The organism is Shewanella amazonensis SB2B, assembly GCF_000015245.1.
GTDB lineage: Bacteria > Pseudomonadota > Gammaproteobacteria > Enterobacterales > Shewanellaceae > Shewanella > Shewanella amazonensis.
In genome coordinates this window covers 4,094,961-4,118,281 of sequence record NC_008700.1, presented here as the reverse complement: position 1 = coordinate 4,118,281, position 23,321 = coordinate 4,094,961, and the positions used below count along the sequence as shown (strand labels likewise).

Here is a 23,321-nt window from a genome sequence, read left to right as displayed (position 1 = left end):
CTTATTTCACCTCAGGAGGAGTGCTGAACGAGTGGTAGGGGGCAGGGCTTGGCAGCGTCCACTCCAAACCCTCAGAGCCTTCCCATGGCTTGGCCGTTGCAGGTTCGCCGCCGCGAATACACTTGATAACCACAGCCAGGAAAATGAGCTGCGACAGACCAAAGGCAAAGCCGCCTATTGAGACTATCTGGTTTACATCGGCGAATTGAATCGCATAGTCAGGAATTCGCCTTGGCATACCCGCCAAGCCAAGAAAGTGCATTGGGAAAAACAGCACGTTCACCGAAATCACCGAACACCAGAAGTGCAGTTTGCCGAGCTTCTCGTCATACATGTGCCCGGTCCACTTGGGTAACCAGTAATAGGCCGCCGCCATAATCGAGAAAATGGCACCGGATACCAGCACATAGTGGAAATGTGCCACCACAAAGTAGGTATCGTGGTATTGGAAATCCACCGGCGTGATGGCGAGCATCAATCCCGAGAAACCACCAATGGTAAAGAGGATGATAAAGGCAATGGCAAACAGCATAGGCGTTTCAAAGGTCATTGAACCACGCCACATGGTCGCGACCCAGTTAAACACCTTCACCCCCGTGGGCACTGCAATCAACATGGTGCAGTACATAAAGAAGAGCTCGGCAAACACAGGCATCCCAGTGGTAAACATATGGTGTGCCCACACCAGAAACGACAGGATGGCGATGCTGGCCGTGGCGTAAACCATGGAGGCATAGCCGAAGAGTTTTTTACGGCTGAATGCCGGTACTATCGCCGAGATGATCCCAAATGAAGGCAGGATCATGATGTACACCTCAGGGTGACCGAAGAACCAGAAAATATGCTGGAACATCACAGGGTCACCGCCGCCAGCGGCATCAAAGAAACTGGTGCCGAAGTACTTGTCGGTGAGCACCATGGTAACAACCCCGGCCAGCACCGGCATCACCGCAATCAGCAGGAATGCGGTGATAAGCCAGGTCCAGACAAACAGCGGCAGTTTCATCCAGGTCATACCGGGAGCGCGCAGGTTGACTATAGTGACTATCACGTTGATGGCACCCATGATGGAGCTAATCCCCATGATGTGAACCGAAAACACAAACAGTGCTGTACTGTCGGGGCTGTAGGTGGTGGACAGAGGAGCGTAAAAAGTCCAGCCGAAGTTGGGTGCTCCGCCTTCCATAAACAGCGAGCTGAGCAAGATGAGGAAGGCAAAGGGCAGGATCCAGAAACTCCAGTTGTTCATTCTGGGCAATGCCATATCTGGCGCCCCAATCATCATGGGGATCAGCCAGTTCGCCAACCCGGTAAAGGCTGGCATGACGGCACCAAACACCATGATAAGGCCGTGTACCGTGGTCATCTGGTTAAAGAAGTTGGGCTCAACCAGTTGTAAGCCGGGCTGGAACAACTCGGCACGGATCACCATAGCCATGGCGCCACCGGTCAGGAACATAATAAAACTGAACCAGAGGTAGAGCGTGCCTATATCCTTGTGATTGGTTGTTAATATCCAGCGCATTATGCCCTTGGCCGGGCCATGATGGTGTTCGTCATGGACGCCCTGATGGGTATCGTGGGTCGTGGTTGTCATTATCGTTCCCCTACTTTCCATGATTGTTTACGTCGGTGGCCTGAACGCTATCGCCGGTGTTGTTATCCCAGGCGTTACGTTCATAGGTCACCACCGCAGCAATGTCCCTGGCAGACAACATTGAGCCAAAGGCCTGCATAGCCGTTCCGGCTTTGCCGTGAATAACTATGTCGAGGTGATTGGCGATGGGGCCTGTAGCGATAGGGCTTCCCTTGATGGCGGGAAACGCACCGGGCAAACCGGCACCATTGGCTTGGTGACAGGCCGCGCAAGAGGCCATGTACACTTGCTCACCACGGGCCATCAAAGCATCCATCGACATGGGCTCATCGGCTGAAGGCTCGTCGGCAGTGGATTCGGCAGCAGGGGGAGCTTCGGTCGATGTCTCGGCTGCGCTGGCGGGGGGCGCCTGATCAGTTTCTTGCATCCCGGTTTGCGCGGTGGGAGTGCTGTCACTGCCATGGCCGTTGACATCAGATGCCTGCACCGTATCACCGGTATTGTTGCCCCATGCATTACGCTCATAGGTCACAACAGCGGCAATCTCTGTGGCAGATAACTGCTTGTTAAACGCCTGCATGGCTGTACCGGATTTACCGTTGATCACTATGTCGAGATGCTTGTCTACCGGACCCATGGCAATAGCACTGCCCTTGAGAGCGGGGAATACGCCGGGCAGGCCCATACCATTGGGTTGGTGACAGGCGGCGCAGCTGGCCATGTACACCTTTTCACCCTGCACCATCAGTTCTTCCATGGAAAGGGTTTGGTTCAATGCCGCAGCGGCTTCGGCAGCGGCGTTGCTTGCCAGTTGCTTCTGGTTTTCAACCCATGTGTCAAACTCTGCTTCGGGCAAAACCTCAACCACGATTGGCATAAAGCCGTGGTCTTTGCCGCACAGCTCGGCACACTGGCCGTGATAAATCCCAGGTTTATCTATTCGGGTCCATGCTTCGTTGATAAAGCCCGGATTGGCATCCTTTTTAACGGCAAACGCGGGCACCCACCAGGAGTGAATGACGTCGTCGGAGGTCATCAAAAAGCGCACCTTGCGGTTGGTGGGCAGCACCAGATGCTTATCCACTTCCAACAAGTAGTGATCGCCTTTTGCTTCTGCACCTTCGATTTGGCTTCTGGGTGTAGCCAGGATGCTGTAGAAACCGAAGTCGTGGTCAAAGTAATCGTAGTGCCACTTCCATTGGGAGCCGGTGATCTTGATGGTCAAGTCGGCATTGGACGGATCTTCCATGGCGATAAGGGTCTTGGTTGCCGGAATAGCCATGGCAATCAGGATGAGAAAGGGCACCAGAGTCCAGGCGATTTCCACCTTGGTGCTTTCGTGAAATTGGGCGGCAACCGCCCCTTTTGATTTGCGGTGGTTTATCATGGCGTAAATCATGGCGCCAAAAACCACTACACCTATGGCACAGCAGATGTACAGGATAGTCATGTGCAGGCCATAGACCTTGCCACTTATCTCAGTAACACCTTGTGTCATGTTGAGCGGCATGTCAGCCGCAAAGATGGGCGGGGCCAATAAAGCCGCCGCGAAACAATACAACCATTGCTTCACAAGACATCTCCTCTGTCAATTGCATCAAGCAACTACAAAGAAGAGCCACACAGTAAGTCTCTGCTCTATGCAAACTCTTCGGTTCCCACAAAAAGCAACGATGACTTCAAAGTGCGTTGGCGGTTGGTATCTTATTTAATGAATTACAGCCTTGTTCACCACACTTGCACCTACAGCTGAATATATCGGTCAAATACACAATATCCATGGCGCAAGCCTCAGATACTGCGACGACATAATCGCCCGGATATAACAAACAAATCGTTGTTAACCTGAACTACATTACTTGCAGTTTAAATATTGATCAAGATCACTTTATTTTCTAATTATCTGAAAAAATTATCGAAAAAAAGCCCCGATAAAGGGGCTTAAAGGGATGAAGAGGTGATCAGTGCAGCGGTGATGCACCGCGAAGGGTATGGCTTAACTCGGGTCTGACAGCAAAAGCGCTGGCATGTGAGTGAGCATTTACATTTTCAAAAATAACACCCAGTGCCACGGCATTTTTGGCTACCAGTGCCAATCTGCGTTTATCTCTGGGATCCAGTTCGTTGGTCCAACACAGCACGGCACTTGAGGTACCGTTGGTTAGCGCTTTCTCCATCGCCCAAAGGGTTTCCACTTCGTCTTTGGCATGCACCAGCAGCACACGGTCCATGCGCACACCCGCCTGGGCCAGCGTAGATTTAAGCCCGATATTGGGTGGGCTGATAAGCACTATCCAGCGCCCCTCAAGACTCAGGCGTGCAAGCTCTGGGGCGAGCTGTTGCATCTCTTGGCGACCTTGGGATTGAGTGCTTTGGGTAATCACCTGCGATGTGGGGCAAACGTCTTTGGCTGCGGAATCTGTCCATAAACCTGGATGACGGGGTGCGTTACCAATCAGCTTGTTCATAGCCAGTCTCCATTACGGATAACGCCCACAGCCAAGCCCTCGATGGTGAGACTCTGGTTGGCAAGATCCACTCTGATAGGAGCGAATGCCTCGTTCTCTGCGTGTAGGTACACCACATTGCCTTGCTTCTCGAAGCGTTTTACCGTGACATCGTCTTCCACCCTGGCAACCACCACCTGGCCATTACGGGCCTGGTTCATCTTGTGCACCGCCAGCAGGTCGCCGTCGAGAATACCTATGTCTTTCATACTGTCGCCGCGAACCCGCAGCAGAAAATCGGCATGGGGGCGGAACATGGCAGGATCGACCTGATAATACTGCTCAACATGCTCTTGGGCGAGAATGGGTTCACCGGCAGCCACCTGACCTATCAAGGGCAAACCCGGGTCTGGCTGATCTTCCAACTCATCACCCGCCAGCCTGATACCTCGCGAGGTGCCGGGCATAATCTCAATGCAGCCCTTTTTGGCGAGCGCTTTAAGATGCTCCTCGGCGGCATTAGCACTTTTAAAGCCGAGTCTGGATGCAATTTCTGCCCGCGTTGGGGGCATGCCGGTTTCGGCGATGTTGCGTTTGATTAGGTCCAGGATCTCGGCCTGGCGAGGCGTGAGCGGTCTCATGGTCATTCCTGTTTTTCTATACAGTTACTGTCAGTATATACAGTATTTTAATCAGCGCAAGTATTAACCATTTTTCAGATTATTGGCTAATGGCTGCGGCTGTCTGATATTCTATTGCGCTATTGATTGAAGCCAGGTTCCCAATATCAGAATGTCAGCACACGAGTCTTTTTGGTTTAAGTCCTTGCGGTGGATCCAAAAGCAGTTGGTACACACCATAGTGGTACCTCAGGATCCCTTCGCCGATTTGAATCTCGATCCCTCCCGCCCCTTGGTTTACGTCATGAAAACCGAGTCTGTGAGCGATATCGCTGCGCTCCATGAGATAACTGGCAAGCTTGGATTACCCAGCCCCTATCAGATGCTGGAAATTGATGGGATCAAGACCCCTAGGGTCGTGTGTCTGGAAGGCCGAAAGCCGCTGTTTGGAAAGCGTGACAGTAATGAGCCTTTTTTGCAGACCTTCCAGCAATTACTGGCCCTGCACCGTCAGCAGCAAGAACTCGATATACAGCTGGTGCCTGTGAGTCTTTACTGGGGACGTACCCCGGGTAAAGAGGATGACACCATGCGTGCGGCAGTACTCGAACGGGAAGATCCGACCTGGCTGCGTAAGTGTTTGATGATTTTGTTCCTGGGTCGTCATAACTTTGTGCAGTTTTCCCGTGCTGTGTCACTTCGTCATATGGCCGATGAACATGGCACCGATAAGCGCATTGCCCACAAGCTTGCCCGGGTCGCGAGAGTCCATTTCCGCCGTCAGCGTAAGGTGATGACCGGACCTGTGTTGCCCAATCGTCAAGCCATGTTCCATGCCCTGCTGAAATCTGACAACCTGAAAAAAGCCATTGCTGAAGAGGCCTCCAGTAAGAAAATCTCAGAAGAAAAGGCCCGTGAAACTGCCATTCAATATTTGGATGAGATTGCTGCCGACTACTCCGACAGCCTGGTACGTATCGCCGAGCGCTTCCTCACCTGGCTGTGGAACAAGCTCTATAAGGGCATCAGTATCAAGGGTGCCGAGCAAATTCGCCAGTTGCACCACGACGGTCATGAGATTGTGTATGTGCCTTGCCACCGCTCGCACATGGATTATTTGTTGCTGTCTTACATCCTTTATTACGAAGGCATGGTGCCGCCCCACATTGCGGCCGGGATTAACCTGAATTTCTGGCCAGCAGGCCCCATGTTCCGCCGTGGCGGCGCCTTCTTTATCCGCCGCAGCTTCAACGGCAACAAGCTCTACACCGCAGTATTCCGTGAATATCTGGATCAGCTGTTCGCAAAGGGGTATTCGGTGGAGTACTTCACCGAAGGTGGCCGCTCCCGTACCGGTCGTCTGCTGGCGCCTAAAACCGGCATGCTGGCCATGACCTTGTCTTCGGTTATCCGTGGCATTGAGCGACCAGTGACTCTGGTGCCTGTGTATTTGGGTTACGACCATGTGATGGAAGTGGCTACTTATCACAAAGAGCTGTCGGGCAAGAAAAAAGAAAAGGAATCCGTGTGGCAGGTATTTGGTGCCATACGCAAACTGGGTAATTTTGGCCGTGGCTATGTGAATTTTGGCCAGCCCATCACCCTGCAGAACTTTTTGACCGAAAAAGTTCCCAATTGGCGCGAGGAAGTGGGTGAAGATCCCGAACAAAAACCTTCCTGGCTGACCCCGGTGGTGAATGCACTGGCCAATCGGGTGATGACCCGTATCAATGATGCCGCAGCCGCCAGTTCTGTTACGCTCTCCAGCATGGTATTGCTGGCCTCGGAGCAAAATGCGCTGGAGCGCAACCAGCTGGAGCGCCAGATTGATTTGTATCTGAGCCTGCTGAAATCCGTCCCTTATACCTCGTACGCATCAGTGACAGAGGGTTGTGGCAAGGAGCTGGTCGATCGCGGCATTGAGCTGAACAAGCTGACCGAAACCAAGGATGATTTGGGTACCATCATCTCCATTGATGATAGCCTTGCCATCTCCATGACCTATTATCGCAACAACATCATCCACTTGTTTGTGATCCCCTCATTGATTGCCACAGTAATGGTGCGCCATGAAGAAGTCTCCAGAGAAGAACTGCAGGAGCTGGTTGCCGAGTTCTATCCGCTGCTCAAGGCAGAGCTCTTTATGGGTGTTACCGATTTGCCAGCCTATGTGGATGCGCTGGTGGAGTGCTTTAAGTCAGAGGGCCTGATTACCGGCGATAACCGACTGAAACTGGTCGACGACCGTATCAATCAGCTGTTGTTGCTGGCCGGTGTGGTAGGTGAAACTCTCAAACGCTACGCCATTATTTTCAACCTCTTGGGTGAGCAACCCAGAATGGAGCGCGCCGACCTCGAGCATCACAGCCATCGTCTGGCCAGTCGCCTCGGTGCCATTCATGGGGTCATGGCACCTGAGTTTTACGACAAAAAGCTCTATGCATTGCTGTCGAGTAAGCTGAAAGATCTGGGTTATCTGTCTGATAAGGCAGATGGCGACAAGGTGCGTAAAATCCGTGATCATGCCAACGGGCTCCTCAGAAGCTCAGTGCGTCAGACCATTATTGAGACGCTGAATCAGGAGCAGGACGACTGATGGCTAACCACATGAATGCCGCCAGGCATCCGGTCAAAACTCCATCGCTGCTGGGTGGCGCCATGATTATCGCCGGTACTACGGTGGGAGCAGGAATGTTTTCCCTGCCTGTGGTGGGCGCCGGCATGTGGTTTGGCTATTCGCTGCTGCTGATGGTGGCGATTTGGCTGTGCATGTTGTTGTCGGGATTACTGCTGCTGGAAACTAACCTGAGGTTCGAGCCGGGTGCCAGCTTTGATACCCTTACCCGCGACAGCTTGGGACGCTTTGGCCGTATCGTCAACGGGCTCTCCATTGCCTTCGTGCTCTATATCCTGACATACGCCTATATCAGTGGTGGTGGCTCCATCGTGAATCACAGCCTGTCGGGAATGGGCATCAGCCTGCCACAAAGTGTGGCTGGGTTGGTGTTTGCTGCGGTATTGGCGGCCATCGTTATGATAAGTACCAAAGCGGTGGACAGAATCACCACCATTATGCTGGGTGGCATGATAATGACCTTCTTCCTGGCGGTCGGAAACCTACTGATTGAGGTGCAGCCGAGCAATTTATTCTCGCCCGATGGCGAAGCCCGCTTTGCCCCGTTTTTGTGGGCAGCAATTCCCTTCGGGCTGGCGAGTTTTGGCTACCACGGCAACGTGCCTTCTCTGGTGAAATACTACGGTAAAAATCCGTCCGTCATCATTAAGGCGATTTGTATCGGCACCTTTATCGCACTGGTGATTTATGTGTGCTGGCTGCTGGCTGCCATGGGCAATCTGCCGCGCAGTCAGTTCAGTGATATCATAGCTCAGGGTGGCAACATGGGCGTGTTGGTGTCGGCCCTGTCGGAGGTCATGGCCAACGACTGGCTCGGCAAAATGCTGACCCTGTTTGCCAACCTTGCTGTAGCCTCTTCATTCCTTGGCGTGACCCTGGGATTGTTTGACTATCTGGCAGACCTCTTTGGTTTTGCCGATGACGCTAAAGGGCGTTTTAAGACCGCTGCCGTCACTTTCTTGCCGCCGACCTTGTTGGGGCTGCTGTTTCCCGACGGCTTTTTGGTCGCCATCGGCTTTGCTGCGCTGGCGGCTACCGTTTGGACCCTGCTTGTACCCGGAGTCATGGCGTTGAAGCTCAGAAAGCAGCAACCGGACTACCCCGGTTTCAGGGTGCCAGGTGGCGCTGGTGTTATCTATCTGGTGATAAGTTTCGGTATTCTGACGGCAGCTTGCCATCTGCTCGCAATGGCTGAGCTGTTACCTGTATACCGTTAAAGGATACTGCCATGCCTTTGCTTGACAAAGGCATGGATTTCAGTAATTTATAACGCGTAAAAGGCGGGTGTAGTTCAATGGTAGAACGGCAGCTTCCCAAGCTGCATACGAGGGTTCGATTCCCTTCACCCGCTCCAGTCCAATTGCTCCACTTCTCCCGTTTCACTTGACTAGGCACAGCCCTGCTTTTTCATCTCCGCCTTCATCACATCTGCGACCAAATGTAATACCGCTATCCAGGCGTCTTTCACTTCTTTGGTAAACTTGTCACCCAAGCCTTCGGCCAGGGTATACAGCAGTGCGTTGCCCACGGGAGAAAAATGATGGGTTTTCACTCCGTATTGCACATGCCGCCGGGCCAGGTCCTGCAAGACAGGGACTAACTTATCCGGGTTATTCAGTCCCTTTACTGCGGCATCCAACATCGCCATCAGCTTGCGTCCCTGAATCTTGAGATCGGATTTAAATAATGACCGCAGTGATGGGTCTATTTCGAACAGGTTGCGATAGAAAAGTGCCGCTGCGTCATCGGCAATGGGGCGAACCAGGCCGAAAGACTGGTTGATGAGTGATATTTGGTCGTTGGTCAGTGACATAGAGATTCCATCCCTGAAATTGTTTCCCTAAGCATAGACAAAGTTAGTTAAGACTACTTAACTTGAATTCCATACACTTACCTGAAGGAGTCAGGGGCATGCGTGTAATCGAATATGCACCGGGTCAGCCTTGCTGGAGTGAGCTGGCCACCCATGACTGGCAGGGTGCCAAGGACTTTTATCATAAGTTGTTTGGTTGGGAGATGGCTGATATGGCCATGCCCGGCAGTGCTTTCTCGATGTTTACTCTCGATGGGGACGACCTCGGAGCCATCTATCAGGTGCCTTCTGCATTGGCTGGCAGCGTAAAGACCCAATGGGGAATTTACTTCGCGACAGAAGATGTGAATGCGGCCATTGAACGGGTTAAAGCGGCGGGGGGAGAGCTTATTATGGGGCCCCATGAGGTGGGTCATGCCGGTTGGATGGCGCAGTTGGCTGACCCCGAAGGAGCCCGCTTTGCCGTGTGGCAGAGCAAAAGGCACATTGGAGCCAAGCGCCGCGGCGAACCCGGAGCCCTGTGTTGGGTAGAACTTGCCTGTCGGAGCCCCTCACGGGCTCAGGGATTTTACAGTCAGGTTTTTGGCTGGGACTGCCGGGAATCCGCAAACGAAGACATGCCTTACCGGGAATGGTTGGTTGCTGACGAGGCCCTTGGCGGCATGTTGGAGATGACGGCAGAGTGGGGCGAAATGCCCGCACACTGGATGTTGTATTTCCAGGTGGTGGACTGCGATGTTTTTGCCAGGAGGGCGCAAGAATTGGGGGGCACTCTGTGTGTACCCCCTACCAATATTCCCGGGGTGGGGCGCTTCGCTGTGCTCAACGACCCGGATGGCGGTGTGTTTTCTGTCATTGCCATCCACGGTGGCTGAAATACGCCGCCAAAGGTGTGCTAGCCGGGCACATCAACCAGAAAGCTAGCCGGGCAGCTGTCTCTGAGCTCCGGCGCCTGGCGGGCCAGCAAGTGTTTGAGTTCCAAAGAAGCATCGAGGGTTGCCGGCAGGCTCAGACGGATTTCCGTTAACAAGCCGCGACTGCAATGAAAGCTAATCCGCTTTGCACTCTGCTTACCAAATTCGTCGGTAAACGCCTGACGAAGGGTTGCCGTTGACTGCATTTTGCCGCTGCTGTCTGCCAGCAATTTTGCCATGCGACTTTCATTAACTAAGCCGGTAAGCCTGGAAGCTTCGATAAAGTACTGATCGGCATGCATCTGCTGGCAACTGCCGTGTTTCCACCACTGATGTTTTTCAAGGCAGGAGCCAAAATCGGCCGATGGCATCACCAGAGCCAACTTATCCCTTGCAGCATCGCTGAGTGCAATGTCGGGATACTTACAAAATCCCTTGGCCTTGTGCTTTACCTCACCACAAAAGCCATAGTCGGTGCCACAGGCGCTCTTGTTGGGCCACAGGCCATGGAGTGTCAATGACAACCAGCGAGTCGATGTGGCTGTGTCGTCCAGAGCCTTGCACTCGGGCTTTCCTTTGCCAAAGAGTTCACAGAAGGCGCCTTGCCAGCTCAGTGCCAGCACATGGCTGTCCTGCTCACCGCTAATGTCACATCGGGCTGGTGCCTCTTTGGCCGGGTGGCTCTCAAGATTTCCGCACTTTGCCGCGACCCAACGTTCGGGGGACTCCAGCGCCGCCGTGGTGACTCGCACCCAGTCTGGCCGTTTTGGGTTACCCAGCAGTTCCAATACCGGATATGCCTGCCCGGGGACAGTCATCACCTCATTGGGATTGGTCAGTTTATTTTTGGATTGGTACAGGGGGCAGCTTTGTTTGGCAACAAAGGTATCGGCAGCAACTGGCAGGGATAAAACACCGATGAGCAGTGGTAACAGGCGCAGAAAAAACGTCACTTGAGGCATTACCCGAAAGAAAAATTAGCCCAGTGTATCAGGCTTCCCCATAAGAGGAAGCCTTACATATCAATAAGTAGACTAATACATTACTGTTCGTCACCCTTGGCGGCGAAGCGTTTGCGGTATACCAGCAAATAGAGCGCCGGTAGCACAAACAGCGACAGCAATGGTGCCGTCACCATGCCGCCAACCATAGGTGCAGCAATCTTCTGCATCACCTCATTGCCTGACCCCGCGCCCCACATGATGGGCAGGAGACCAAAAAAGATGGTCGCTACCGTCATGGCTTTGGGACGAATACGCATGACTGCACCTTCAACCAATGCGGCCTTGAGATCGCTTTCGTTGTGGTAGTGGCCCAGCGCATCGCGGTCTTTGATGGCGTTGTTCAGATACACCAGCATCACCACACCAAACTCGGCGGCAACCCCCGCGAGGGCAATCATACCCACGGCCACTGCGACCGACAGGTTGTAGTCCAGCAAATATAGCAACCAGGTGCTGCCAACCAGCGCAAAAGGCAGACTGAGCATGATCATGCTCGCTTGCTTGCCCGAGCCAAAGGTCAGCATCAGCAGGATAAAGATGATGCCGATGGCGAGGGGGACCACCTGCTTTAACTTGGCATCGACTCGCTGCATATATTCATACTGGCCGGCAAAGCTGTAGCTGTATCTGGGGGGCAGGTTCAGCTCAGCTTCCAGTGCCGATTTGGCTGTCTGTATGTATTCACCGATTGATGTGCCCTGAATGTCCACAAACACCCAGGAGATCAGCCGACCGTTTTCGCTCTTGAGCATCGGAGGGCCATCGCTGATTTGGATGTCAGCGAGATTGCCCAAAGGCAGATAGTGCCCTGATTTGGTGATAACCGGCAATGCCCGCAGTTTTTCCAGGCTGTCGCGCAGTTCCCGTGGGTAACGCAGGTTGATGGGATAGCGTTCGGCGCCCTGCACTGACTCACCTACATTCATGCCACCAATGGCGTAGCGCACCACGTCCTGGATGTCGTTGAGGGTCATGCCGTAGCGGGAGGCTACATCCAGCTTGGGTGCGATGTCGATATAGCGTCCTCCACCGGCCCGTTCTGCGTAAGCGGAACGGGTGTTGGGCAATGCGGCCAGAATGGCCTCGACGTTGGCACCAATTTGCTGCAACTCGTCCACATTGGCCCCGGTTATCTTGATGCCCACCGGCGTTTTTATGCCGGTAGAGAGCATGTCGATGCGGGTTTTGATGGGTTGCACCCAGGCATTGGTGAGCCCTGGTACCTTCACGGTACGCTGCAGTTCATCCACGATATCGTTCAGATTGATGCCTTCACGCCATTCCTGCCGAGGCTTGAGCATGATGGTGGTTTCCAGCATGGTCAGTGGCGCCGGATCCGTGGCGGTTTCGGCGCGGCCAATTTTGCCGAACACTCTGGCCACTTCAGGCACGGTTTTTATCAGCCTGTCAGTTTGCTGCAGTATTTCGGCGGCCTTGCCCGCGCTTATCCCCGGCAGGGCCGTGGGCATGTACAACAAATCCCCTTCTTCCAGTTCGGGCATAAATTCACTGCCCATTCGGCTTGCCGGATACACCACACTGGCCAGTGCCAGGAGCGCAACCAACAAGGTCAACTTGGGGAAGGCCAATACTTTGTTCAGCGCGGGTTTATACAGAGCAATCAAAAAGCGACTGATGGGGTTGGCTTCCTCCGACGGGATTTTACCGCGGATAAAATAGCCCATGAGCACCGGCACCAAAGTAATGGCCAGCACTGAGGCTGCGGCCATGGCAAAGGTTTTGGTGTAGGCGAGGGGGGCAAACAGACGGCCTTCCTGAGCTTCCAGCGCAAACACAGGAATAAAGCTCAGGGTAATAATCAGCAGCGAGAAAAACAGCGCGGGCCCCACTTCCAGCGATGCCTGGGTCACGACTTCCCAGTGCTCGCGGGTGCTTGGCTCGCGTTCATGTTGCCGTTTGAAGTGCTCCAGGTGCTTGTGCAGGTTTTCAATCATCACAATGGCGCCGTCCACCACGGCACCAATGGCGATAGCAATACCACCAAGACTCATGATGTTGGCATTGATGCCCATGTGATTCATCACAATAAAAGCGATAAGAATCGACAATGGCAGGGTAAACACGGCCACCAGGGTCGAGCGGGCGTGCAGCAAAAACAGCAGGCACACCAAGCCCACTACCAGCATCTCTTCGACCACCTTGGTGAGCAGGTTGTCCACCGAGTTTTGGATGAGCTGCGAACGATCGTAGGTAGGCACAATCTCGACGCCATCAGGTAAACCTGCCTTGAGTTCGTCCAGCTTGGCTTTGACCGCATCTATGGTGGCCAGGGCATTTTCACCGTAACGCATCACGATAATACCCCCCACCACCTCGCCTTCGCCGTCGAGTTCGGCGATGCCACGGCGGGATGCCGGGCCCTTGCGAATGGTGGCCACATCTTTAAGCAACAGCGGCGTGCCGGCACCTGTGGTGATCCCAAGGGGGATTTCCCTGAAGTCATCCAGCGTTTGGCGGTAGCCTTTGGCTCGCACCATGTACTCGGCTTCGGCCATTTCCACCACACTGCCACCGGCCTCGCTGTTGGCGCGGGTGATGGCGGCCTTGATGGTGGCGATGTCGAGCTTATAGATAGCCAGCTTGTCGGGCTCCAGCACGATTTGGTAAGTCTGCTCCATGCCGCCGACGGTTGCCACTTCAGACACACCTTCAACACTTTGCAGTTCCAGCTTCAGGTACCAGTCCTGCAAGCTCTTGAGTTGTGACAGGTCCAGGTTGCCACTTCGGTCGACAAGGGCGTATTCATATACCCAGCCTACACCGGAAGCGTCGGGGCCGAGGGACGGCTCAACCCCGGCTGGCAGCCGGGTGCGTACCTGGCTTAAGTATTCCAGCACCCGCGAGCGGGCCCAGTAAATATCGGTGCCGTCTTCAAAAATCACATAAACGTAGGAGTCTCCAAACATGGAGAAGCCCCGTACGGTCTTGGCCCCCGGCACAGCCAGCATGGCAGTGGACAGGGGATAGGTAACCTGCTCTTCCACCAGCTGTGGCGCTTGCCCGGGGAAGCTGGTTTTGATGATCACCTGCACGTCAGATAAGTCCGGCAGTGCATCCAGCGGTGTGCGTTTAAGTTCTGTAATGCCCCAAAGGGTCACCATCAGCGCCACCACCAGCACCATAAATCGCTGGCGGATAGAAGACTTGATAATGTAATCCAACATAAGGCCTCCTTAGTGCTGATGGCCGCTGCCAAGGCGCATCAGGCTGCCCTTGAGACTGGCTTCGGAGTCCAGCAAAAACTGCCCGGATGTCACGACTTCTTCACCGTCACTCAGACCAGACAGCACCTCAACCTTGCCCTGGGAATACATGCCGACAGTGACCTGGCGGGCGGCAAAGCTGTTATCTGCGGTGCGAACTATCACCCTGTTTTCCTTACCCGTTTGAATCAACGCTTCCTGGGGAATGGTCAGAACGTCTCGCTCGGGCCCGCCATAAAGTTTGACCTTGGCGAGCGTATTGGGGCGCAGCTGTTGGTTTGGGTTGTCCAGCACTACCCGTACCCGCAGGCTGCGGGTGACAGGGTCCAGCTCGGGATAAATATAATCTATGGTGCCTTTGATGCCGCTGAGCCCCATGGCAGGTACCGCCACTTCGGCGGGCTGACCTACTTTGAGCCAGCTCTGCTCATTTTCGAATACGTCGGCTATGACCCATACCTTGCTGATGTCTGTCAGGGCGAGCACTTCGCTCATGGGTTGAATGTACATGCCTTCACGGGTATTCAGGGTGGTGATCACCCCATCCTGGCGGGCGTAGAAGGGCACCCGATATTGGGTCGTTTGGGTTTTGGCAAGCTCTTTGATTTGCGCCTCATTCATGCCGAGCAGTTCAAGTCGCAGACTGGCTTTTCGCAGCAACTCTTTGTAACGACCTGAATCACCGGATTTTTTAACGGTATCCAGTGCAAGCAGATAGTCATCCTGAGCGTTAACCAGATCCGGCGAATAGATTTCGTACAGCAATTGCCCTTTACTGACTTTGTCACCAACGGCATTGACCTTGAGGGTTTCAATCCAACCGTTCAGGCGGGCGTGCACATGGTGGATTTGGCGCTCGTCGTATTCGATTTGGCCAACGGTATCGACAAATTTCCACAGGGTTTGGCGTTCGGCTTTGGCAACCCTGAGCGCCAGTGCCTGCTGCATGCCACCGGATACGTCGACCAGAACCTCCTGGCCCCCGCCGAGTTCTACCTTCTCGAGGTCCATACCGCAGATGGGGCAGGTGCCGGGCTCATCGCTGATGATATGGGCGTGCATGGGGCACACATATTTGACCTTGCCACCGTCGATTGGACTGGCTGCAGGGGTGGCGAAAATATCGTTTTGTGCGGCCAGATGGGCGCTGTGATCTTCCGTCGACTTATGCTCTGGCTGAGGGTCAGCCTCTTCTTCCTCTTCTTTTTCAACGAGGAACATGTTGCACTTGGGACAACGGCCGGGTTCATGACTTTCCACTTCGGGATGCATGGGGCAAATATAGGTCTTGTGCGCCTCAGCCAAGGGCTCGCTGGACTGGCCAGAGATGCCTGCACCGGGTACCAGAAACATCTTGCACTTGGGACAGCGCCCCGGCTCGTGGCTTTCTACCTCGGGATGCATGGGGCAGTGATAAACGGCGGCTGCTGCGGCCTCCGATGCGGGAGACTGCTGTGGGCTTTCAGCCAATACCATGGCAGGCATGCCGGGACCGAATGCCAGACTGGCACCCATCAGCAGCAGGGCACTTTTTTGCTTTTTCGTGTTCATAGTAAACCTCATTTCCACCCTTGGCCTGTCAGTGATGCTGATGGTTCATGGCTTTTTTAGGACAGTTGGCGCAGTGCTCGCCCTTGGCGGCAACCGGCTCGAGATCCATGCCGCAGTCTGGGCAGGAATCACCGGCAGCACCGGTTACTTTCGGATGCATAGGGCAGGCGTGGGTATGCTTTGCTTCCAAGTCCATGCCGCACTTGGGGCAGCTGTCGCCGGCTTTACCGGTAACGTCAGGATGCATGGGGCAGGCATGGCTTGCTTCGGCGGCGGTTGCCTGGTGGGCGTGATGCTCATGGGCAGGTGTCGCCTGGGCGTCAACGGACAGAGTGACAGATAAAAGGGCGGCCAAAAACAGGCCAATCAGTGTTTTCATAGAGATACTCCACTCGGGTCAGCAGCGGAATGAGAAAAGCTGCAACGACCTTATATTCAAAGAAACTGAATTAATTGCGTATTTTTGAGGTGTGCGTTCAGGCCCTGGGGGGGCTTGAAGGCGGCAGTGGGCGCAATGGAGTGGAAATGAGGCAAGGGCAGCGCCATGGCTTCTTCCGGACCATAGGAAAATGGCCAGACATTGCCAATGGGCAGGCTCAGATTAACCGAAATAGTCAGGCAATGACTGCAATCACCGGTACAAAACCCATTACCATCGCAACAGGAAGACATGCTGTGGTCGGGAAGCGTTGGCATGTCCAGGCTGTCACAACAATCATGGGTCGTGTCGGCCATTTCAGGGTGCTGAGCCATGACGGCGCTATCCATAGGCTTGGCCATGTCGGGTTGCATTACCATGGCGTGGCCATTACCCACCAATGCCTGTCCCACAAGGGCAAGCAGGGTAATCATCACCAGCAATGGTTTACGCAGCATCAGCGACATAATGACCTCAAACTATGAACAGCGTCGATATTAGCACAGTGCCATTAATTGGATATTGATTTTACTCACAAACCCGCAGCTATCAGTGCGCTGTTGACATGATGACCAGCAAGGGGCATGACAGAGTGGTGAAGCTTGTGCTGTAGGGCACAGTTTCTTTGTGTTTTATCAGACCGGGTTCGTCAGACAAAAGTTCCCATTAGGGGTGGGGATAAACTTTCAATGAATAATCAAAGGGCTTCTCTACAACACGGACGCTGTACGGCTTGCAAGCTTCTTGCCTTTACTTTAGGTTTTTATGTTGAAACATCAGGGAAGACGTTATCGAACTAGCAAAGTTTGCGCTGGATCTCAATCCCACACAAAATTTGGCTATTCGCTATAAAATCCCGGTTAGCATCAAATTTCTTCAACCAAAATTACCCTACTATGGGGCTACTAAAAAAATAACCCTAAAAATTTAGGAGATAGAGTGATGAACTGGCGTGCACTATTCAAACCCAGCGCGAAATACTCAATATTTGCCCTGCTGTTGGTAGGTGTTGTGGTTGGCGTGGTGGGCTACTTTGCGACTCAAACCACCTTGCATATGACCAGTACAGACGAGTTCTGTATGAGCTGTCACAGCAACCATTCACTGAAAGACGAAGTATTGGCCTCGGCTCACGGCAACAATAAAAACGGTATTGTTGTGCAGTGTCAGCAGTGCCACATTGCTCAGGAACCTTTCGCTTACCTGAAGAAGAAAATCATCGTATCCAAGGACGTTATCGGTTTCCTGACCATCGATGGTTTCAACACTCAGGAATGGCTGGAAGCAAACCGTAAAGAACAAGCGGACCTGGCCCGTGACTATCTGCGTTCCATCGACTCATCCACCTGTCAGAACTGCCACAATCGTATTTACGAAAATCAGTCTGAGAACATGAGCAAGATGGCCGTGCGCATGCACAGTAACAACTTCAAGAAAGATCCTGAAAGTCGCAAGACCTGTATCGATTGCCACAAGGGTGTTGCCCACCCCTATCCAAAGAGTTGATAACAGCCCTTGCGATAGTGGCACTTTCGCCAGGAATAACCCGATAGCAAAAAGCCCCGATTACGGGGCTTTTTTGTTGGGTGGCTCTAGCCCTTGCGGGCCTCGGCTTCAAACTTAGCCAAAGCTATGGCGCGGTACTCCAGCAGTGCAAATACGCCAAAGGCAAACACCTGCAAATAATCGCTCGCCTTCAGTGGCAGCAACTTTTTGAACAGTAAATGAAACACCCCCAACTGGAAGCTGTGCATCACCACGGTGACCCCCAGTAAAATCTTGAGTAGGGTACCTATGTTGCCATCGAACGGGGTAAGCAGGTTGTAGCCCATCATTACCCAGGCACCGAGGGTGGCGAGCTTTCCAAACATGATCAGCCACTTCATTATGCTTGCTCTCCCTGGTTGAATTGCAATAAGCGATAGCAGACCTGGCCGGCTGTCTTGTGTTTAAGCTCTGTAAAGCCTGGTGGCAGCGGCATGGCAGCGAGTTCACTTTCGGTTTCGAGATACACCAGCGCATCCTCTTTCAGCCAGCCATGGTCCTTGAGCGCCAGCAGGGTTGCTTCTGCCAGACCTTTGCGAAAGGGGGGATCGATAAAGACGATATCGAATCCTTCTGCGGTGCCTGCGGCCAGTAACGCCAGAGTATCGCCATTGACCACCTCGGCGCAGTCGCACTTCAAGGTTTGCAGGTTGATTTTCAGCTGATTGGCAGCGTCCCGTTGCAGCTCAAACACCTTGGCGAAGCTGGCATAACGGGACAGGGCTTCCAGCGCCAGGGCGCCACTGCCCCCAAAGCAATCCAGTACCCGGGCATGGGGCAGGTCGGCCGCTATCCAGTTGAACAGGGTTTCACGCACTCTGTCAGTGGTGGGGCGCAGCCCCTCCAAATCTTTGATGGGCAGCTTGCGTGAACGCCACTGACCGCCAATGATCCGAACCTGCCCCGAACCCATGGCTCCGCTCGGTTTGGTGCCCGGTCCGCGCCCAGCCGATGAACGATTTCTGCTCATTGATTTCCCGTCATTTTGCCCGAAGAAAGAAAGTGGTAGACTAGGCCACCCCGTAAAAGGTCGTCATTTTAACGTAAAGCGTATCCTCAGGGATACCTTCCCAGACGGCATGGAATGACCGATGAAGCCTTAGCTTCGAAAACGGCCCAGTGCCAACACAGACCGGTACCACAGATGTCAAAGAAAGGTTTTTTCTCCTGGTTCCGCCGGGACAAGGATGATGCGGCCGCAAAACAGGCCGAAGCAGAACACGCGATTGTCGAACAGGTTCAGGCAGAAAGCGCTGCGGCCGAACAAGCGGAGCGTGAAGCCGCTGAACAGGCGGCAGCTGAAGTTACACGTTTAGAAGCTGAGCAGCTGGAAGCCGAGCGCATCGCCGCCGAACAAGCCGAGCAGGAACGTATTGCTGCCGAGCAGGCCGCAGCCGAAGCTGCCCGCTTGGAAGCTGAGCGCCAGGAAGAAGCTCGTCTTGCAGCTGAGCAGCTGGAAGCAGAGCGCATCGCCGCCGAACAAGCCGAGCAGGAACGCATTGCTGCCGAGCAGGCCGCAGCCGAAGCTGCCCGCTTGGAAGCTGAGCGCCAGAAAGAAGCTCGTCTTGCAGCAGAGCAGCTGGAAGCCGAGCGCATCGCCGCCGAACAAGCCGAGCAGGAACGCATTGCTGCCGAGCAGGCCGCAGCCGAAGCTGCCCGCTTGGAAGCTGAGCGCCAGGAAGAAGCTCGTCTTGCAGCAGAGCAGCTGGAAGCCGAGCGCATTGCCGCCGAACAGGCAGAGCAGGAACGCATTGCTGCTGAGCAGAGCGCTGCTGAAGCCGCATCGGTGCAAACTGAACAGGCAGAAGAAGTTCAGCCAGAGCCTCAGGCCAAGCCGGTGAAAGAGGGCTTTTTTGCTCGTCTGAAGCGTGGCCTGATGCGCACCAGCGAGAATATTGGCAGTGGCTTTATCGGCCTGTTCCGCGGCAAGAAAATTGATGATGAGCTGTTTGAAGAGCTGGAAGAGCAGCTGCTGATTGCCGACGTGGGTGTAGAAACCACCTCAAAGCTGATCAAGAGCCTGACCGAGCATGCCAGCCGCAGACAGCTGAAAGATGCCGAGGCTTTATACGAACTGCTGCGTGAAGAAATGCAGCGCACTCTGGAGCCGGTCAGCGTGCCTCTGGTGCCGGAAAATGCGCAGGGTCCTTATGTGATCCTGATGGTGGGTGTAAACGGTGTGGGTAAAACCACCACCATTGGCAAGCTTGCCAAGCAGTACCAGAGTCAGGGCAAGAGCGTGATGCTGGCTGCAGGTGATACCTTCCGCGCCGCTGCCGTTGAGCAGCTGCAGGTGTGGGGGCAGCGCAACAATATTCCCGTGGTTGCCCAGCATACCGGTGCCGACAGTGCCTCTGTGCTGTTTGACGCATTGCAATCGGCCAAGGCCAAGGGTGTGGATGTGTTGATTTGCGACACCGCCGGTCGTCTGCAGAACAAAAACCATCTGATGGAAGAGCTGAAAAAAGTTGTGAGGGTAATGAAGAAGCTCGACGAGAGCGCGCCCCACGAAGTGATGCTGACGCTGGATGCCAGCACGGGCCAGAATGCCATCAGCCAGGCCAAGCTGTTCCAGGAAGCCGTCGGTGTAACCGGTATCTCCATTACCAAGCTCGATGGTACCGCCAAAGGCGGGGTGATCTTTGCCATTGCCGATAAATTTGGTATTCCTATCCGTTACATAGGTGTTGGCGAACAGATAGACGATCTGCGAGTATTTAACGCCCGCGACTTTATCGATGCCCTGTTCAGTCAGGAGAAAACGGATAACACATGATTCGATTTGAGCAGGTCAGCAAGGTCTACCCCGGGGGGCAGAAGGCCCTGTCCGATGTGAATTTCCATCTGCGCCGAGGCGAGATGGCGTTTCTCACCGGCCATTCGGGGGCGGGAAAGAGCACCCTGCTCAAACTGATTACCGTTATCGAACGTGCCAGTGCCGGTAAGGTGTTTATCAACGGTCACGATATCGCCGATATCAGCCGCCACCACGTGCCTTACCTGCGCCGTGAAATTGGCATGATTTTCCAAAACCACCATCTGTTGATGGACAGAAGCGTGTTCGACAATGTGGCGCTGCCCCTGGTGATAGAAGGCTTCAGCCACGGTGAAATTAAAAAGCGGGTCGCCGCTGCGCTGGATATGGTGGGTCTGTATGGCAAAGAGCGCCATAACCCCATCATGCTCTCCGGCGGTGAACAGCAGCGCGTCGGTATCGCCCGAGCCATAGTCAACAAGCCGGCCCTGTTGCTGGCCGACGAGCCCACGGGCAACCTGGACCCCAAGCTTTCCATGGACATCCTCCGATTATTCGAAACCTTTAATGATGCCGGTACCAGCGTGCTGATTGCTACCCACGATTTGGGGCTGATAGCCCGGATGAAATACCGCACCCTGACTCTGCGTCAGGGCCGCATGTTGGGGGCGCGCGAAATCGGCGAGCCTCTGCGTCCGGGTGTATAAGGAGCCAAGATGCGCGAACATGGCGAACTGACCCGCAGCAAGCTGCCCATCAGTGGGCAAATCGTGATGTTTTTCATCCGCCACATCCAGCAGGGTATGGCCAGTATCGGTGAGCTGTGGCGTAATCCGGTATCGTCACTGATGACCATGGCGGTGCTGGGGGTGAGTCTGAGTCTGCCTGCCGCGCTGCAGGTACTGGTTAAAAACGCCGACACCATCACTCAGTCCTGGAACAACGCCGCTGAGATCTCGCTGTTTATTGAAGAAGGCAAGAACGAGCAGGCAATTCAAAGTCTGATCTCCCGCATCAAGGTGTACCCGGAGGTAGCTGAGGTGCACTACATTAATCGGGACGAAGCACTGGCTGAGTTTCAGCGTCTCTCAGGCTTTGGCGAGGCCCTGTCGTATCTCGAGTCCAATCCACTGCCTGCAGTGGTGACTGTGCTGCCCACCGAGAAATTCTCAAGCCCTATAGGCGCCCGCGAGCTGTTGACCAAGCTTGAGCGCGAGCAGGGCGTCAGCTTTGGCCGCCTCGACATCGAATGGCTGGAACGACTGCAGGCCGTGGTGCGCTTACTGGAACGCACTGTGCTTGCCATTGCCGCGCTCCTGGTGGTGGCCGTGGTACTTATCATAGGCAATACCATTCGACTGGCGATTATGAATCGGCGCAACGAAATCGAGGTGATGAAGCTGGTTGGGGCTACCGAAGCCTTTATTCAACGGCCGTTTTTGTACACCGGCATCTGGTATGGGGTGATCGGCGGCATGCTGGCCTGGATCATTATCAACCTGCTGGTGTGGTATCTCGATGGCGCCATTGCCGAGCTGCTCGGGCTCTACGGCAGCGATATCGAAATGGCTTCCTTAAGCTTTACCGAATTGGTTCAGCTGGTGTTTTTGGCCTCGTTCCTCGGCTGGCTTGGCTCATATTTATCCGTGCGTCAGCATCTTAGGGCGATAGAACCGTCCTGATAGTGCGGGTGCATTGGCTGATAAATGAACGAATGTTCACTTGTGATGTCCAACCTGCAGAGCCAAAATAGCGACCTGTGTCCAGCACGCGGATCCGGTATGCCGGATGCTTGCTTGACATGACATGTCAGATGGCCGATAGTTCATCAGCCCGGTTTGGCCGCCATCCGGCGTCAGCTACGGGCAAATGTGAGAAGTAATCAGGAGTACCAATGACTGGACAAACGCAATCAATGGCACTGATGGTCCCCCAGGGAGCCAGTAGTCTTGAAGCTTATATTCACTCGGTCAACAGCATGCCCATGCTGGAGGCGGAGCAGGAGTATCAGCTCGCCAAGCGTTTGCAGGAAACCGGTGACCTGCAGGCAGCAAAGCAGCTGATTATGTCCCACCTGCGCTTTGTGGTTCATGTGGCCAAGAGCTACTCAGGCTATGGCCTGCCACAGGCCGACCTGATCCAGGAAGGCAACATAGGCCTGATGAAGGCCGTTAAACGTTTCGACCCTGATGTGGGTGTGCGTTTGGTGTCTTTTGCCGTGCATTGGATCAAAGCAGAAATTCACGAATATGTGCTGAAAAACTGGCGCATTGTTAAAGTGGCCACCACCAAGGCCCAGCGCAAGCTGTTCTTTAATCTGCGTAAAGCCAAACAGCGTCTGGGTTGGTTCTCGGATGACGAAGTGGCCATGGTGGCAGAAAACCTGGGTGTGTCCAAAGACGATGTGACCGAGATGGAGTCGCGTATGGCGGCTCAGGATCAAGCCTTCGATTTGGTCAACGATCACGACGACGATGAAGGCTTTGCTCCAGTGCACTATCTGGAAGACCACTCTTCCGATTTGGCCGCCAACATCGAAAACGACAATTGGGAATCCAATGCCCAGAATCGTTTGATTGCTGCCATTAAGACTCTCGATGAGCGCAGCCAGCACATTCTGCGTGCCCGCTGGTTGGATGACGACAAGGTCACTCTCCAGGAGCTGGCGGAGCAGTATCAGGTGTCAGCTGAGCGTATTCGTCAGCTTGAAAAGAACGCCATGAACAAGCTCAAGGCGCGTATGGAAGCCTGATAAGCTTCAATAAAAGAAAACCGGCCCAATGGCCGGTTTTTTTGTT

Annotated in this window: 20 protein-coding genes and 1 tRNA gene; 9 read left to right on the top strand and 12 right to left on the bottom strand. The window is 54.1% G+C overall.

Annotated elements, in window-relative coordinates; genetic code table 11:
- Position 1: 1 nt before the first annotated feature.
- From ctaD to lexA, 4 genes are all read right to left on the bottom strand, one after another.
- A complete protein-coding gene (gene ctaD / locus SAMA_RS18120; protein WP_011761590.1) occupies positions 2-1,597 on the bottom strand; it encodes a cytochrome c oxidase subunit I in 1,596 nt (531 codons plus the stop codon).
- A 10-nt stretch (positions 1,598-1,607) separates the two neighbouring features.
- On the bottom strand, positions 1,608-3,170 hold the full coding sequence (coxB, locus tag SAMA_RS18115; RefSeq protein ID WP_011761589.1) for a cytochrome c oxidase subunit II: 1,563 nt from the start codon (positions 3,168-3,170) through the stop codon (positions 1,608-1,610).
- 388 nt (positions 3,171-3,558) lie between these two features.
- Positions 3,559-4,065 carry a cell division inhibitor SulA gene (locus SAMA_RS18110; RefSeq protein ID WP_011761588.1) on the bottom strand — a complete coding sequence of 169 codons (507 nt, stop codon included), beginning with the start codon at positions 4,063-4,065 and terminating at the stop codon, positions 3,559-3,561.
- Positions 4,062-4,685, bottom strand: a complete 624-nt coding sequence (gene lexA, locus SAMA_RS18105) for a transcriptional repressor LexA (RefSeq protein WP_011761587.1) — start codon at positions 4,683-4,685, stop codon at positions 4,062-4,064. The genes SAMA_RS18110 and lexA overlap by 4 nt, the downstream gene beginning before the upstream one ends.
- 151 nt (positions 4,686-4,836) lie before the next feature.
- Between lexA and plsB the strand changes: the two genes are divergently transcribed.
- The 3 genes from plsB (at position 4,837) to SAMA_RS18090 (ending at position 8,653) form a co-directional block, all read left to right on the top strand.
- Positions 4,837-7,260: a glycerol-3-phosphate 1-O-acyltransferase PlsB gene (gene plsB, locus SAMA_RS18100; RefSeq protein WP_011761586.1), complete on the top strand. Its 2,424-nt coding sequence runs from the start codon at positions 4,837-4,839 to the stop codon at positions 7,258-7,260.
- A complete protein-coding gene (gene mtr, locus SAMA_RS18095) occupies positions 7,260-8,516 on the top strand; it encodes a tryptophan permease (protein WP_011761585.1) in 1,257 nt (418 codons plus the stop codon). Before plsB ends, mtr begins: the two co-directional genes overlap by 1 nt.
- Positions 8,517-8,579: 63 nt before the next feature.
- Positions 8,580-8,653: transfer RNA gene (locus tag SAMA_RS18090), tRNA-Gly, on the top strand.
- 33 nt (positions 8,654-8,686) lie between these two features.
- On the opposite strand, the gene SAMA_RS18085 is transcribed toward SAMA_RS18090, so the two are convergent.
- Positions 8,687-9,112, bottom strand: a complete 426-nt coding sequence (locus SAMA_RS18085; RefSeq protein ID WP_011761584.1) for a globin family protein — start codon at positions 9,110-9,112, stop codon at positions 8,687-8,689.
- A 98-nt stretch (positions 9,113-9,210) separates the two neighbouring features.
- On the opposite strand from SAMA_RS18085, the gene SAMA_RS18080 reads away from it, so the two are divergent.
- Positions 9,211-9,987, top strand: a complete 777-nt coding sequence (locus SAMA_RS18080) for a VOC family protein (protein ID WP_011761583.1) — start codon at positions 9,211-9,213, stop codon at positions 9,985-9,987.
- A gap of 20 nt (positions 9,988-10,007) precedes the next feature.
- Here SAMA_RS18080 and SAMA_RS18075 read toward each other — a convergent pair whose 3' ends face one another.
- The 5 genes from SAMA_RS18075 to SAMA_RS18055 all read right to left on the bottom strand — a co-directional run bounded on the left by SAMA_RS18075 (position 10,008) and on the right by SAMA_RS18055 (position 16,690).
- On the bottom strand, positions 10,008-10,979 hold the full coding sequence (locus SAMA_RS18075) for a ribonuclease T2 family protein (protein WP_011761582.1): 972 nt from the start codon (positions 10,977-10,979) through the stop codon (positions 10,008-10,010).
- Between the two features lie 89 nt (positions 10,980-11,068).
- Positions 11,069-14,215, bottom strand: a complete 3,147-nt coding sequence (locus SAMA_RS18070) for an efflux RND transporter permease subunit (protein ID WP_011761581.1) — start codon at positions 14,213-14,215, stop codon at positions 11,069-11,071.
- A gap of 9 nt (positions 14,216-14,224) precedes the next feature.
- On the bottom strand, positions 14,225-15,730 hold the full coding sequence (locus tag SAMA_RS18065; RefSeq protein ID WP_232280565.1) for an efflux RND transporter periplasmic adaptor subunit: 1,506 nt from the start codon (positions 15,728-15,730) through the stop codon (positions 14,225-14,227).
- 103 nt (positions 15,731-15,833) lie between these two features.
- A complete protein-coding gene (locus tag SAMA_RS19480) occupies positions 15,834-16,184 on the bottom strand; it encodes a heavy metal-binding domain-containing protein (protein ID WP_011761579.1) in 351 nt (116 codons plus the stop codon).
- A 56-nt stretch (positions 16,185-16,240) separates the two neighbouring features.
- Positions 16,241-16,690, bottom strand: a complete 450-nt coding sequence (locus tag SAMA_RS18055) for a hypothetical protein (RefSeq protein WP_011761578.1) — start codon at positions 16,688-16,690, stop codon at positions 16,241-16,243.
- A 475-nt stretch (positions 16,691-17,165) separates the two neighbouring features.
- Here SAMA_RS18055 and SAMA_RS18050 point away from each other — a divergent pair, with 475 nt between their 5' ends.
- The gene (locus SAMA_RS18050) at positions 17,166-17,729 is read left to right on the top strand and encodes a NapC/NirT family cytochrome c (RefSeq protein ID WP_011761577.1); all 564 of its coding nucleotides are present in this window, start codon (positions 17,166-17,168) and stop codon (positions 17,727-17,729) included.
- Positions 17,730-17,815: 86 nt separating this feature from the next.
- On the opposite strand, the gene SAMA_RS18045 is transcribed toward SAMA_RS18050, so the two are convergent.
- Together SAMA_RS18045 and rsmD are read right to left on the bottom strand one after the other, a co-directional pair.
- Positions 17,816-18,109: a DUF1145 domain-containing protein gene (locus tag SAMA_RS18045; RefSeq protein ID WP_011761576.1), complete on the bottom strand. Its 294-nt coding sequence runs from the start codon at positions 18,107-18,109 to the stop codon at positions 17,816-17,818.
- Positions 18,109-18,738: a 16S rRNA (guanine(966)-N(2))-methyltransferase RsmD gene (rsmD, locus tag SAMA_RS18040; RefSeq protein WP_011761575.1), complete on the bottom strand. Its 630-nt coding sequence runs from the start codon at positions 18,736-18,738 to the stop codon at positions 18,109-18,111. Before rsmD ends, SAMA_RS18045 begins: the two co-directional genes overlap by 1 nt.
- 174 nt (positions 18,739-18,912) lie before the next feature.
- Here rsmD and ftsY point away from each other — a divergent pair, with 174 nt between their 5' ends.
- The 4 genes from ftsY to rpoH all read left to right on the top strand — a co-directional run bounded on the left by ftsY (position 18,913) and on the right by rpoH (position 23,275).
- A complete protein-coding gene (gene ftsY / locus SAMA_RS18035) occupies positions 18,913-20,544 on the top strand; it encodes a signal recognition particle-docking protein FtsY (protein ID WP_041410675.1) in 1,632 nt (543 codons plus the stop codon).
- Entirely contained in the window at positions 20,541-21,230 is a 690-nt protein-coding gene (gene ftsE / locus SAMA_RS18030; RefSeq protein ID WP_011761573.1) for a cell division ATP-binding protein FtsE, read from the top strand. The genes ftsY and ftsE overlap by 4 nt, the downstream gene beginning before the upstream one ends.
- 9 nt (positions 21,231-21,239) lie before the next feature.
- Positions 21,240-22,205, top strand: a complete 966-nt coding sequence (gene ftsX, locus SAMA_RS18025) for a permease-like cell division protein FtsX (protein WP_011761572.1) — start codon at positions 21,240-21,242, stop codon at positions 22,203-22,205.
- A 212-nt stretch (positions 22,206-22,417) separates the two neighbouring features.
- Positions 22,418-23,275 carry an RNA polymerase sigma factor RpoH gene (gene rpoH / locus SAMA_RS18020; protein WP_011761571.1) on the top strand — a complete coding sequence of 286 codons (858 nt, stop codon included), beginning with the start codon at positions 22,418-22,420 and terminating at the stop codon, positions 23,273-23,275.
- The last annotated feature ends 46 nt before the right edge of the window (positions 23,276-23,321 follow it).

Coding starts and splice junctions, on each gene's coding strand:
- SAMA_RS18065 (WP_232280565.1), bottom strand. CDS start 15,730: ATGGTATTGGCTGAAAGCCCACAGCAGTCTCCCGCATCGGAGGCCGCA.
- plsB (WP_011761586.1), top strand. CDS start 4,837: ATGTCAGCACACGAGTCTTTTTGGTTTAAGTCCTTGCGGTGGATCCAA.
- SAMA_RS18070 (WP_011761581.1), bottom strand. CDS start 14,215: ATGTTGGATTACATTATCAAGTCTTCTATCCGCCAGCGATTTATGGTG.
- ftsY (WP_041410675.1), top strand. CDS start 18,913: ATGTCAAAGAAAGGTTTTTTCTCCTGGTTCCGCCGGGACAAGGATGAT.
- SAMA_RS18085 (WP_011761584.1), bottom strand. CDS start 9,112: ATGTCACTGACCAACGACCAAATATCACTCATCAACCAGTCTTTCGGC.
- SAMA_RS18045 (WP_011761576.1), bottom strand. CDS start 18,109: ATGAAGTGGCTGATCATGTTTGGAAAGCTCGCCACCCTCGGTGCCTGG.
- rsmD (WP_011761575.1), bottom strand. CDS start 18,738: ATGAGCAGAAATCGTTCATCGGCTGGGCGCGGACCGGGCACCAAACCG.
- lexA (WP_011761587.1), bottom strand. CDS start 4,685: ATGAGACCGCTCACGCCTCGCCAGGCCGAGATCCTGGACCTAATCAAA.
- SAMA_RS18110 (WP_011761588.1), bottom strand. CDS start 4,065: ATGAACAAGCTGATTGGTAACGCACCCCGTCATCCAGGTTTATGGACA.
- SAMA_RS18050 (WP_011761577.1), top strand. CDS start 17,166: ATGAACTGGCGTGCACTATTCAAACCCAGCGCGAAATACTCAATATTT.
- rpoH (WP_011761571.1), top strand. CDS start 22,418: ATGACTGGACAAACGCAATCAATGGCACTGATGGTCCCCCAGGGAGCC.
- ftsX (WP_011761572.1), top strand. CDS start 21,240: ATGCGCGAACATGGCGAACTGACCCGCAGCAAGCTGCCCATCAGTGGG.
- mtr (WP_011761585.1), top strand. CDS start 7,260: ATGGCTAACCACATGAATGCCGCCAGGCATCCGGTCAAAACTCCATCG.
- SAMA_RS18080 (WP_011761583.1), top strand. CDS start 9,211: ATGCGTGTAATCGAATATGCACCGGGTCAGCCTTGCTGGAGTGAGCTG.
- SAMA_RS18055 (WP_011761578.1), bottom strand. CDS start 16,690: ATGTCGCTGATGCTGCGTAAACCATTGCTGGTGATGATTACCCTGCTT.
- SAMA_RS19480 (WP_011761579.1), bottom strand. CDS start 16,184: ATGAAAACACTGATTGGCCTGTTTTTGGCCGCCCTTTTATCTGTCACT.
- ftsE (WP_011761573.1), top strand. CDS start 20,541: ATGATTCGATTTGAGCAGGTCAGCAAGGTCTACCCCGGGGGGCAGAAG.
- ctaD (WP_011761590.1), bottom strand. CDS start 1,597: ATGACAACCACGACCCACGATACCCATCAGGGCGTCCATGACGAACAC.